The sequence below is a fragment of the Antribacter soli genome, from assembly GCF_021568775.1.
Classification (GTDB): Bacteria; Actinomycetota; Actinomycetes; order Actinomycetales; family Cellulomonadaceae; genus Antribacter; species Antribacter soli.
In genome coordinates this window covers 17,622-29,651 of the sequence record NZ_JAKGSG010000054.1, presented here as the reverse complement: position 1 = coordinate 29,651, position 12,030 = coordinate 17,622, and the positions used below count along the sequence as shown (strand labels likewise).

Annotated in this window: 7 protein-coding genes and 1 pseudogene; 4 read left to right on the top strand and 4 right to left on the bottom strand. The window is 67.3% G+C overall.

Translation table 11 applies throughout. From position 1 onward, the window contains the following. Window positions 1–83: 83 nt before the first annotated feature. The gene (locus tag L1785_RS19255; protein ID WP_236090925.1) at window positions 84–587 is read left to right on the top strand and encodes a DoxX family protein; all 504 of its coding nucleotides are present in this window, start codon (window positions 84–86) and stop codon (window positions 585–587) included. Window positions 588–927: 340 nt separating this feature from the next. On the opposite strand, the gene L1785_RS19250 is transcribed toward L1785_RS19255, so the two are convergent. Further along, window positions 928–1,329, bottom strand: coding sequence for a MerR family transcriptional regulator (locus L1785_RS19250; RefSeq protein ID WP_236090924.1), 402 nt, complete (start codon window positions 1,327–1,329; stop codon window positions 928–930). 115 nt (window positions 1,330–1,444) lie between these two features. Here L1785_RS19250 and L1785_RS19245 point away from each other — a divergent pair, with 115 nt between their 5' ends. After that, window positions 1,445–2,161, top strand: a complete 717-nt coding sequence (locus L1785_RS19245) for an SDR family oxidoreductase (protein ID WP_236090923.1) — start codon at window positions 1,445–1,447, stop codon at window positions 2,159–2,161. 286 nt (window positions 2,162–2,447) lie between these two features. Continuing rightward, a complete protein-coding gene (locus L1785_RS19240; protein WP_236090922.1) occupies window positions 2,448–3,035 on the top strand; it encodes a VOC family protein in 588 nt (195 codons plus the stop codon). Window positions 3,036–3,171: 136 nt separating this feature from the next. Here L1785_RS19240 and L1785_RS19235 read toward each other — a convergent pair whose 3' ends face one another. Then, on the bottom strand, window positions 3,172–3,795 hold the full coding sequence (locus tag L1785_RS19235) for a tetratricopeptide repeat protein (protein WP_236090921.1): 624 nt from the start codon (window positions 3,793–3,795) through the stop codon (window positions 3,172–3,174). Between the two features lie 179 nt (window positions 3,796–3,974). Between L1785_RS19235 and L1785_RS19230 the strand changes: the two are divergent. Then, window positions 3,975–4,436 (top strand): annotated as a pseudogene (locus L1785_RS19230) (transposase); the annotation flags it as partial. A gap of 576 nt (window positions 4,437–5,012) precedes the next feature. On the opposite strand, the gene L1785_RS19225 reads toward L1785_RS19230, so the two are convergent. Both L1785_RS19225 and L1785_RS19220 read right to left on the bottom strand, forming a co-directional pair. Beyond that, window positions 5,013–5,432: a hypothetical protein gene (locus L1785_RS19225; RefSeq protein ID WP_236090918.1), complete on the bottom strand. Its 420-nt coding sequence runs from the start codon at window positions 5,430–5,432 to the stop codon at window positions 5,013–5,015. Further along, entirely contained in the window at window positions 5,423–11,995 is a 6,573-nt protein-coding gene (locus tag L1785_RS19220) for an RHS repeat-associated core domain-containing protein (RefSeq protein WP_236090916.1), read from the bottom strand. Before L1785_RS19220 ends, L1785_RS19225 begins: the two co-directional genes overlap by 10 nt. Between the last annotated feature and the right edge of the window lie 35 nt (window positions 11,996–12,030).

Below are 12,030 nucleotides of genomic sequence, written 5' to 3'. Positions count from 1 at the left end.
TGACAGCGTCACACACGCGCCCGCCCGTTCGTCCTGTCCCGCACCGGCCGGCAACCCGCTGGCCGACAAGCTGAAGGAGCACCATGCTCACCACCACCCTGTGGGCGGCGCAGATCGCTCTCGCTCTGTTCTTCCTGTTCGCGGGCCTGCCGAAGATCCTCGGCCGCGGCATCGACCGCTGGACCGGGTTCGACGACCTCCCGCGCCCCCTCACCATCCTGATCGGCATCGCGGAAGTCGCGGCGCCCATCGCGCTCGTCCTCCCGATGCTCCTGGGCACTTTCGAGTGGACGACGCCGCTGGCAGCGATCGGTCTCGCGGTCGTCACGCTCATGGCGAGCGGCTTCCACCTCCGGGCAGGCGAGTGGCTCCCCGCCCTCGAGACCGCACTCTGGGCGATGCTCACCGGCGCGGTCGCCGTCGGACGCTGGGATCTGCTGGCCACCGGGCCGTCACCGAGGGCCGACCTCCTGGTGCCCGTGATGGGAGTCCTCACGGTGGCGCTCGTCGTCAACATCGTGGCGATCTTCCGGATGCCGGCGCCCTCCCGCGCGGAGGCACGTGAGAGCGAGGAGGCGCGCGCGTGAAGCTCGCCATCGTCGCGGCGGTGTACGGCTGCGCCATGGCGTCGTAGTCGGTGCGGACGGTCGCGAAGTGCTCGGAGGACGTCACGGCAGGAGCGCGGCCCGAGGCTTGCTGAGGGTGCCGATTCCGGTTGCGCCATAGCCGGCCTGTGGCGTCGGACCACAGATTGCGCGCCGGCTGGGGTGGTTGGCGGCCTCGAACGACGAAGCCCCGCAACTCGCCGGCCGGGAGGCCATTCGAGCTCCAAGACCGCGAGCCGGATGTCAACTCAAGAGTTGATTCGGGGGACCTCACCGGGCTACCTGCCGTAGTCGTGGTCGCCGCGTTCACCGGCCAGCGACATCACGGCGACATGGAGTCTTGAGCCACAGCCTGGTCGAGCGAGGTCGGGCATGACTCCGCGTCCGGGTACCTAGCGAGATGGATCAGCATGTCGAGTCGACGCCCCGCATCCTGCAGCACGGCGGCCTTCGCTTCGATCTGGGCACGCTCGTCGAGCAAGCGAATCAACAGCTCCGGGCCGACCTGGCGGGCATCGATGGCGGGCAGGAGGGTCACGATCAGACGACTACCGAGGCCAGCCGTATAGAGCTCCTGGATGAGCCGCACACGATCCGCGGCCGACTCCTCGTAGAGACGTTGACCGCTGGCCGTGCGCTCGGAACGCAGCAGGCCCTGCTCCTCGTAGTAGCGCAGGGCGCGCGTGCTGACTCCGGCCTTGTCGGCCAGCTCCCCGATGCGCATCGTGACTCCTCTCACTCGTGGTGCCGCTCGTCAGGACTTGCCCTTGACGTCAACGTCAAGTCCTAGCGTAGGCGGCGCACGGGAGGCACGGGCCTCCTCGACGGAAGGAATCATCATGGACATTGCCGGATCCACCGCTCTCGTGACCGGTGCCAATCGCGGAATCGGTCGGCGCTTCGTCGACGAGCTGCTGGCTCGGGGAGCCAAGACGGTCTACGCCGCCGCTCGCCGCCCCGAGCTGATCGACGCCACCGACCCGCGGGTCACGCCGCTGCACCTGGACCTGCTGGACGAGCGATCGATCGCGGACGCCGCCGCAGCGACGCAGGACGTCACGCTATTGGTCAACAACGCGGGAATCGCGACCGGAGCGCAGCTGCTGACCGACGACCTGGACAAGGTCCGGCAGGACCTGGAAACTCACCTGTTCGGTACGCTCCGGGTCATCCGCGCCTTCACTCCCCACCTCGCCTCCAACGGGCCAGGAGCGATCGTGAACGTCCTGTCCGTGCTGTCGTGGGTCGCCACCCCTCAAGGATCGGGGTCATACTCCGTGGCGAAGGCCGCCGAGTGGAACATGACCAACGGCGTACGCGTCGAGCTCGCGGCTCAGAACATCCTCGTCCAGGGGGTACACCTGGGTGCCGCCGACACCGACATGATGGCGGGACACGATGCCCCGAAGATCGACCCGGTCGACGTGGCACGAGCCAGCCTGGACGGCGTGCAAGCCGGGGCCATGGAAGTGCTCGTCGACGACGCCAGCCGCTTCGTCAAGGCCGCTCTCTCGGCCGACCCCGCGCAGCTCTACGGCCCGCCGCCCGAGAACTGAGCCATCCCGTGCGTCGCGCGCACCTAGCGCGGATCGAACGGCTCGACGGGAGGCACTCGAGCGCCCCTGAGAGCGCCCACGACGCAGCCTGCTCGCCGGGTAGGAGCTGTAAGTCCAAGGGAAGCGGTTGGAGGTTCGAGCCCCGCCGGGCGGCGCTCATGACCGTATCTCGCCAGCCGGGGATTTCGGGCCCGCCGGCTCAGGTCGCTCCGTCGCCTGGCGTGCGATGGCCTGATACGTTCGCCGCATACCCCGTCTTGGGCTGGCGGCCGAGAGGAGGCGGGCCATGGCCGATCCGGTGGGCGACATCATCGGAGACTATCGGGCGTTCGCCGCGCGGCAGCGCGACCGCCTGCTCGCCCGGGGTGTCGACATCGCGCCGTACGAGCTGAGCCACCTCGCCGTCCGCGTGCCGGAGTGGGACCAGTATGTCCACCTGCGGACCCTGCTCGAACGCCACGCCATCGCCAATGTGGAGAACGTCTGGAACGGGCGGCCGATGTCCATGATCCTCCTCGCTGAGCCGCTCCACGTCCTCGACGGCCAGGTGATCCCGCTCATCGAGCTCATCCCGCCCGTCCACCAGCGCGTCTACAAGATGGGCATGGAGCACTTCGGCGTGGTCGTCGGCGAGGAGGTCGACGCGTTCTCCCGCCGGCATCGGGCGGCGCTGACCGGCCAGCAATTCCAGAGCCAGTGGAACGAGCCGTATTACGTCCTGTTCGAGGACTTCACACACGTGAAGTTCCACCGCCGCTCGCTGCGCGCGGTGATCGAGCTGCAGGGCGGGACGTTCGACGGCATCCACCATGTCGACGGCTGGGTCCCGCAGCGGCTGGTCACAGCGACGGGCCCGAACCCTCTGCCGCGCTGAGCGGAGCGGGCGGCTGCAGTAGGTCGACCTCGTCTTCCCACTGATGCAGTACCTCGAAAAGGACGATGGCTGCTGCAGCGCGCCAGTTCACGCATGACCCGGTGCGGTTCACCCACCATGTATCCGTGGATCCGGGTCAGATGTGGGTTTCCGGGTAGAACTCCCGGAGGTTGGCCCGGGCGCCGGCGTGGCCGAACAGGGCGGCGTTGCGCCAGTGCCCGACGGCCTCGGTGTGGTCGCCGGCGCGGTGGGCCATCAGGCCGAGCGCGAACGTGCACTCGTGGTTGCCGTAGTCGTTGCCCTGCTGCCAGACGGCGAGGGCTTGAGCGTGCTGGCCACGTTCGTGCAGCAGCAGCCCGAGGTTGTACAACGCCTTGTCGTAGCCATGTTCGGCGGCCCTGAGGTACAGCTTCGTGGCCCGTTCGACGTTGCCCTGCTCGGCGGCGACGAACGCGAGGTTGACCAGCGCGCCGTCGTAGCCGTGCCGCACGGAGCGCTCCAGGAGGCGGCGGGCCTCGTCGAGGCGGCCCTGGTCCTTGCGCAGGACGCCGAGCTCGTTCAGCCCGCCCGCGTGGTTCTCGGCGGCGGCCCGCTCAAAGAGCTGCTCGGCCTCCTCCCGCTCGCCGCGGGCGAGGAGCAGGGTGCCCAGGTCGACGGTCGCGTCGAGGATCCCGAGCCGGTGCGCCTTGCGGAACAGCTGCTCGGCGGCAGGCAGGGCACCGGCGTCGCGCAGGAAGGCGCCCTGCCGGTAAGCCACCATGCCGCGGTGCTCCGCTCGTAGCCGATCGAACAGGCCCAATGCGGCCACCACCCGTCCGTGGAGAAGTACGTCGACGGTACCTGACCTTCGGGTCTGTACGGTAAACGGTGGAACTTCCCAGATGAGGAGTTCTTCCGATGTGCAGTTCGCAGGTGCAGGACGTGGAGGTCGAGCAGGGCATGGTGCAGGTCGTCGTGGAGCAGGACGGGCCGGTGGCCCCTGTGGTGGACAAGGCGCTGGTGGCTCAGCTGGTGGGCGGGGCGCAGGCTCAGGGCCTGCCGATCGACGGGGAGAACGGTCTGCTGGCGCAGCTGACGAAGCTGGTGCTGGAGTCCGCGCTCGAAGGTGAGATCACCGCTCACCTTGGGTATGAGAAGCACGAGCGTGGCGCGGCTGGCGGGAACCCGCGCGACGGCACCCGTTCCAAGACGGTGCTGACGAAGGCCGGCCCGGTCGAGATCGACGTGCCGCGGGACCGTGTGGGCACGCTCGAGCCGGCGGTCGTCACGAAGCGTCAGCGCAGGCTCGGGTCGATCGAGGACATCGTGCTGTCGCTGTCCGCGCGAGGGATGACGCACGGCGACATCGCCGCGTACCTGGCCGACGTCTATGGGTCGGACGTGTCGAAGACGACGATCTCGTTGCGCCGACAACCACAGAACCGGCGGGTCGCCCACTCTCGGGACGATTGACGGCTTGCTCGTCTTGTCCTGGACCTGGCAAGACCGCCTCTACTGGTCGGAGTATCCCGGCGGCGACCGGTGGATGGATCCCAGGGAGGCGGTAAACCTGACCCACGAAGTGACTCACATCGGAAGTGGCTTCAACCCTGGAATCGCCTGACAGTCCGACGTCTCAGGGCTACCCGACGGACAGCTCGAAACAGACCGGGCCGTCGGCCAGTTCCAGGGCCTTGGTCCAGCCGACGCGGAGTGTTCACGGGCGTTACCCCGCCCGGGACGTGGCGTGAGCGTCACGTCGAGGAACCTCGTGGAGTTGACAGCCTCGCCGGGCAGGCGACGCCGGAGCAGCAGCAGGTCCGACGGCACCGCATCCTCAGGTGCCAGGCCGGGTCGGAAGGCGGTGGCCCGCCTGAATGTGCGCGCGATCACGGACAGCAGGTACCGGGCGTGGATCTGGAACGGCAGCAGGTTGACGGTGGTTGCCGTCATGATGGTTGGCCGGAGCGGGTCCTGGTTGAACTCGCTTAGACATGCCTACATTTCCTTGATGTGATCACGGATCCGCTCAGCCCTCTCGTCGTATTGACCGCGGGTGAGAGGAGGCTCTCCGGCAACTCGGATTACATATCCTGTGTGAACGTCGACCTGGTCGACCTCGTTGAAGCGCCGTGCCGATGTTGTGTATCCGGCCCTCACTTCAGCGCGGAGCTTGCGATTGCAGCGGGCAGAAGCGATGGACGAGGATACGATGTCACCGGCAACAAGGACCATGATCAGCGTCAGGAACGGTGAGGACGCATACCCCTCCCCGGCGATTGCCATTCCGGCGACCAGTATCGCAAGAAGAGGAAACAGCGCAAGGATGATCCCCATTTCAATCTTGGCCAACTTGAGTCCCGTCGGCCCGGGGAGCAGTGCGACCTTCGTGCCGGGCGTCCAGTGATCTACCACCATGTCGTAACTCCTCCAGGAACTGTGCCATTAACCCAGGTAACGCCACGGCCACCGAAATCCCAGACGGCGCCGAGCCCGTCACCCACAAAGCCGGCGTTCTTGACTGAATCATCTGAGAGTTGCAGTACGTCCTGCCCGCGACCCGCAAGCTTTCCTAGGCCACCTAGACCCATCCCGGCAAACCCCCAGGCACAACGCCCAGCCTTTCCTCCTGCGCAGTCGATTAATGTTGAGCCAAGTCCTGCGTAGAAGGAAATCTGACCGGCGACCGCAGCGACAGGGCCTGCGACAACAGCACCAGGTCCGCTAACCAGAGTGATCACACCAGCCACTACCGCAACGACGCCCGCTACAGTTGAGATCCACCCAAGAACGTCGCCAGTTGCATCCCAATCCCACTTTGCCGTGTTCATCTCGCCGTGATCTAGGCATTTTCCGGCACAACCGGGCCGCTCTGGGTCGCGGGCGGAGGTCGCTTGCTTACCGCGTTGACCACCCTTGAGGTTGAGCGGCTTATTCACGAACGGCTTGCCGGCCGTGCCGCCTCCGGCGCTATTTCCGCCCGAGTAGTATCCGCCGCCGTAGCTTGTGGACGGGGTGGGCGGCGGCTGGTATGACCCTTGTTGACCGGCCGTCGGTGCCTGCGCACCTACGCCGCCCCCGGACTTCGTCCTATCATCCTTCGGCAACGCTTCTTGCACCGGCGGTTTCGGCAGACCCGACGACCCGTCGCGCGCGTACACCTTTCCTGTCGGGTCAGAAAACGTGACGGGATTGTTGTTCGAGTAAGAATAGGCGTTCCACTGCTGCGGATCAGTCAGATCCATCACCGGGTCCACACTGATAAACCTGCCCAGCACCGGGTCATACATTCGTGCCCCGATCGCCGTCAGGCCCGATGTGTCTTCGGGCTTGTCCAGATACCCATGGTCACCAACCCAGACCGGGTTCGTACCATCCAGCCTTCCATCCGCATCCGCGTCACCCACCACGGCCCCGCGGGTCGCACCGAACGGGTCGGTGTACTGACGGGTGACCCGGTTGGCGGACTGGTTCACCTGCAGCATCGGAGTCCCGTGGTGGTCAGGGATGATCGTGGTCTGCCCTGTAGCCCCGACCGCCGCGCGCGTCGTGATCGTCTTTCCGTTGAACGCGTAGTACCGGTTCGCCGTGGACGCCCGACCGTCTGCGTACGCGGTCAGCTCCGCGCCACCCGGCAGGTACAAAGTGCTCGCGCCGTCCTGCGTGCGCACGAGACGTTCTCCGTCCGCGGAGTACAGGTACGTGTCGTTCTCGTTCGCATCGGCGGTGTCACCATCACCGTTGCCGTCCTGAGACGCCGATGCGAGCTCGCCCTCGGCGTCCCATGCCAGGGCCTGTGCCGCCTGGCCGGCCAGGGTACGGCCGGTCATGTTCCCCGCCTGGTCGTAGGAGAACGACGAGGTTCCAGTGGTCGCTCCGGCCGAGTTCTTCGTGGTCACGCCGGTGACGGCGTGCGGCTTGCTGCCCGCCGCTCCACCGGCGGTCGGGTAGGCGTATGTCGAGGTGCGGTTGCCACCGTTCGTTGCCGTCGCGTGCTGGGTCGTGGTCAGGCGGTTGCCCACGGCGTCGTGGGTGTATGACGTCCAGTAGGGGTCCGCCCCACCCAGTCCAGCCTCGGTCCTGTTGCTGGTGGCGCAGTCGCCGTCGTTCGGGGTCCAGGCGTCGGTCAGGCGCCGCAGCCCGTCATAGGTGAAGCACTGCCGATCGGGGCTCACACCGGCCACGGTGGGGTTGTTCTTGATACCGAGCACATTGCCCGCATCGTCGTACGAGTAGCGCGCCACGACGTCGTCCCCGCCGGCACCCTCACGCGTCACCGACTGCTCGATCAGGCGACGGGTGTTGATGTCATACGTCCATCGGGCGCCAACGGAGTAGTTGCCGCCGATGTCGGCGAAGAGCAGCTCTCCGTACTCGGAGTACTCCGAGTTGACGACGTAGGCGCCCTGGGCGCCGCCGATCATCTGGTACGGCTGGTTCGCTGAGTCGTAGGTGGTAGTGACGGTCTCCCCTCCCAGCGCGCCTATGCGCGGCAAGTACGTCGTCTTCGGCAGTCCGGTCGAGGTGTACGTGTACTCGGTCGTGAACGAACCGACCAGTCCAGCCGGCACCGCAGTACTTGTTGGGACGGTGACCGTCTGCCCTGACGGCCGGTAGTGGTGGTCATACCCCGTCACGGACGTGGTCAGGACCACCCCACCGGAGTGCCTCGTGCTCGAGGTCAGCTGTCCCTTGGCGAGGGTGTCGTAGACCCACGACGCCCGCAGTGCACCCGAGGTGGTGTCGTCCCTGGTGGCGATCTTGCGACCCAGCGCGTCGTAGACGTGTGCAAGCTTCTCACCACGTGCATCGGTGGTCGCGGTGACCTGTCCGGCGTCGTCGTACGTGGTGTGGCTGATGCCCTTGTCCGGGTCGGACACCTGGGTCTGCCGGCCCCGCAGGTCGTAGGTGTACGACCACTGGTTCGTCGCGGGATCGGTAACCTTCCTGAGCCGGTTCGCGAGGTCGTACGTGTACTGCGTCACCTGCGAGGTGCCGGACGGTGAGGCACCCAGATACTGGTGCAGCGCCGTCACGTTCCCACGCGAGTCGGTGATCTCCATGGTCGGGGTCCCGCCCGTGGGCGGGTCGACCAGAGTACGGTCACCCCGATAGCTCGTCGTGGTGCGCCACCGCTCGTTCGCGCCCGACCGTTCGATCACCGCGGTCGCCCTACCCGCGCCGTCGAACTGGGTGACGGTCGAGGAAGGGACGAAGAACTTGAACTCGTCGTCCCCGCTGCCGGCCGTGGGGTAGACGACGGTGGTTGCCGGGGTGCCGGTCCCAAACCACGGGTCGTAGGTGATGTGCGCCAGACCGCGCGTGTCGTACAAGGTGTCCGTCACCACCCGGCCGGGGTTGTCCCGGTCCGCCGACGGGGACTGCGTCTGCCGCTGCCGCAGCAGGCCGTCCAGGATCGTGGTCGACGTCAGGTAGGCGCTGGCGTCGTGGTTGAGCGTGTTGGTCGTCACGGCGTTGACGCCCGTGTCCCGCACCGTATAAGTGAACGTCGTGTTTGCGGTGTCGATGCCCTGCACCCGCCCGGGTTCCCACACCGATGTCAGGCGGCCCAGGCCGTCGTACTTCCCGCTGGTGATGTTGCCGTTCGGGTCGGTGACCTTGACCGGAACACCGAACGCCGGGTCCAGGTCCGTAAGTGTTACGTGCGATGTCAACGCCCCGGTGCCGTCGGGATCCGGTGTCGTTACCGTGGTTCGGGTGTTGAGTCCGTTGGTGTCCGTGTACACGGTCGTGGTGACCCGCCCGAGCGCGTCGGTGGCTGTCAGAGGTCGCCTGTAGCTGTCGTAGGTGGTGCCCTGGACATTCACATACGTGGGGGTACCCGAGCTGTATGCCTTGACCTCCTGCGTTGTCGTGACCAGTCCGGCGGTCGGCGCCGTGCCGACGCCGCCGCCGTCGTAGGCGTACCGCACATCCGAGACCACGTCCGCGGGCAGGGTGGCGGTCTCGTCGCACCGCTTGCCCACGACGTCGACGCGCCGCACGGTGTCCAGGATGTTCTTGGTCGTGTTGCGGATGTAGGTCGTGCGGGTGCAGGTCTCGTCCCCCGTAGAGGCGGTGTCACCGCGATCTGTCACCTCCTCCGGCATGCCGTAGGAGTCGAACGCCGTCTCGGTCACCACGGTGCGGGTCCCGGCCGCCAGGTCCGGCGCGGTGGTGATCGTCTCGGTCGCCTGCACGCCGGTGTGGTACGCGCTCTTGCCCCGCGCGTCCGTCGCGGTCGCACCTGAGCGCCACGGTGTCGAAAGGGTCCTTTCGACAACGGCGGTCCCGTTGTAGGTGATCGCCTCGCGTTCCATGCCCGCGTACTGATCCAGGTCGTTGATTCCGTCTACCTGGATGCTGCGGGCGCCGCCGTCTGCGTCGAGGCGGTCGCCGTGCATGCCGCGGAAGTACCGGGTGCGGGTGCGTAGCTGCGGGTGGTCGGCGATGCCCGTCTCACCGACCCGGGTCTCGACCGCGGCATAGCCGCGCCACTGCCCCCAGGTTCGCTGCTTCGGCCGGACCAGCTCGTTGTCGTCGTAGTGCCAGGCCGCGTCGCCCTCATAGGTGTAGTACGTCTCGACGTTACGGGAGCCAGGAATCCGCGCGTTCTCGAGCGTGGCGGTCACGACGTACTTGTGGAAGTACTCCAGCACCTCGGTCTCGCTGCCCGCGGGGGTCCAGTACACCGGCATGCACCTGCGCGTGTTGGTCCACGGGCTGGCTGGCTTCGAGCTGGCCGTGCAGTCCGGAGCCGAGTACGTGACGTTGATCGCACCACCCGCCTCGGAGCGGATCTGGGTGAGGCGGAATCGGTGCATCGACGGGCGACCGTCCAACTGGGTGTCCACCCGGTTCGGCGCGCCCGACCCGGTAAAGGCCACTTGCGGCAGGTCCGTCACGTCATCGGCTGCAGCGTCCGCCGCCAGGCCGTCGTGCTCGACCGACTCGAGCCAGAGCTGCTTGCCGGTCTCGCCGCCCGGGTCGGGGAACGAATGCGCCAGGGTCCACTTGTCGACGCTCTTCCACGTCGATGCTCCCGTGTTGATCTGCGTGGTCACCGCTGTGACAAGTTTGGTCGAGAAGAACGACGGCGAGAATTGGTTCGGGCACTCCGTCGCAGACGTGGAGCAGATCAAGTCGTGTGGGACGTCAGGCCACCTGGTCTGGTTGGCATCGCGCTTGTCCGCTGCACAGTCGAAGTCGGCGGTGACCAAGCACCGCTCCGCCTTGGTGAACTCGACCCGCGCCGGCGCATTCGCTTCGTCACCTTGCCGGGACCCGTACAAGACCCTGTACAGGGTCGAACCGCGAGCGTAGTCCGTGACTCCTGCACCGTTGTTGTGCCCGTAGGAGTTGAACTCCCGGTTGTAGATGTACGTCATCGTGTTCCCGGAGGTGTCGACGACGTACTCCAGGTTCCACCGCCACCCCTGCATGCACGACGCCGAGGCATAGGAGGTGTTGTAGCACGGTTCACCGGGGTGGTTCCCGTACGCCCGCACCACGTTCGTGGAGTAAGTCGACACACCGTCCGAGGCGGTCTTGTCCCGCCCGAAGAAGTACTGGGTGCCGTCCGACGTGGTGACCTTCCACCACTCCTTGTCGTTGTCGCCGTTCCACCCCGGGGTGGCGGCATCGGTCCCACGAAGCCGCTCCACCTTGGTGTTGTCGTCCCCGGCCAGCCGGAACGTGTCGGTGGACCCGTCCTTGATCAGCTCGCCGGCCTTCCCGCCGAGCACGAGGCTGGCGTTGTCCGACTTCCAGCACAGGTCACCCGTCTTGTGGCTCGCATTGTTCGCGCTGCCCGCAGTGTCCTCCGAGCAGGGCACGTAGGACCGCTCGATGTACCCGCCGGTCGACAGCGACCACCCGTCGCCGATCTCGCCGGCCTGCGAGTTGGTCGAGGCCACCTTGCCGTCCAGGCTGCCGGAGTCGTACTCCAGGGACACCTGCGGGGCCAAGCCGCCAGGAACCGGCGGGGTACGCATCGGATAGGACCACGTGAACGCCCCCGTGTTGCCCGTCACGTCCCACGTCGCCGAAGGGGCCAGCGGGGTAGCGGACCAGTCACCCTGATCGCCCGCCGCGGCGGCTGTCACAGCAAGCACCATCGGCTCCGCACCGCCGACCTCACGTCCTGCGGCGTCGGTCCTGGCCGGGCCTGCCTCGGGGATCTCGACCCTGGCGGCGACCGTGCCGTGCGAGGCCAAGCTGGCATCGTCTGCCGTGGGCAGCTCGGTTGGCTGGGTACAGCCCTTCGCCTCCGGTGTGGTCAGCACGCACGCCGGCAGCTGCACCAGGCGGGCACGGGAGAGCCAGTCCGGCGAGACGGCCAACCCGCTGACGTCCACTGCCAGATCTACCTCGGACGAGCCCGACTCGGTTTCCACACGCTCGGCGGAGTCGTCCGTGACAGTCAGTAGTACCCCGTTGACGCCGGCCCGCTCGGCCGCCGTCGAACCAAGGGTCTGGACCCGCACCGGTGCGGGGTTCTTGCCCGGGGCGCTCTTGTCCGACGCGGCCTTGTTCGTCGTGCCGGGCGCTGCAGAGCGGGCGATGGTGACCGGCAGGTTCCCCGCGTTGCCGCGGGCGAGCTCGCCGGCATCGGGCTCAAGTGTCACCTGGCCCGGTGTGAGGCCGCTCAGCGGCACGCCACCGTCGGTGTCGCCGGAGTCGGCGGTAATGGTGGTAGGAGCGCCCTCGACGATCGCCGGCGGAGCCTTGACGGGGGTCGGGTTCTGCTCGTGCACGGTCAGGGGTTTCTCGCCCTTGGCCGCGTCCGCGCCCCACAGGTCCTCGCCGTGCTCCTCGCGTTCCTCGAGGCTCCAGGTCTCCCGCTCGGCCAGCGCGGGCAGCGCAGCCGCGGTGGCGGGGGCTGCCGTCGTCGAGAGGATGACGCTGATCGCGGCCGCTCCGGCGACGGCCACGGTCAGTGCCCTGCGCGGGTGGCGGTCAGTTGCACGCGTCGAGGGCATGCGGGTCGACCTACTTGTGATGCTCATGGCCGTCA

What these genes read in the sequence shown, in the direction of transcription:
- L1785_RS19220 (WP_236090916.1), bottom strand. Translation starts at nt 11,995, where the DNA reads ATGCCCTCGACGCGTGCAACTGACCGCCACCCGCGCAGGGCACTGACC.
- L1785_RS19245 (WP_236090923.1), top strand. Translation starts at nt 1,445, where the DNA reads ATGGACATTGCCGGATCCACCGCTCTCGTGACCGGTGCCAATCGCGGA.
- L1785_RS19255 (WP_236090925.1), top strand. Translation starts at nt 84, where the DNA reads ATGCTCACCACCACCCTGTGGGCGGCGCAGATCGCTCTCGCTCTGTTC.
- L1785_RS19235 (WP_236090921.1), bottom strand. Translation starts at nt 3,795, where the DNA reads ATGGTGGCTTACCGGCAGGGCGCCTTCCTGCGCGACGCCGGTGCCCTG.
- L1785_RS19225 (WP_236090918.1), bottom strand. Translation starts at nt 5,432, where the DNA reads ATGGTGGTAGATCACTGGACGCCCGGCACGAAGGTCGCACTGCTCCCC.
- L1785_RS19250 (WP_236090924.1), bottom strand. Translation starts at nt 1,329, where the DNA reads ATGCGCATCGGGGAGCTGGCCGACAAGGCCGGAGTCAGCACGCGCGCC.
- L1785_RS19240 (WP_236090922.1), top strand. Translation starts at nt 2,448, where the DNA reads ATGGCCGATCCGGTGGGCGACATCATCGGAGACTATCGGGCGTTCGCC.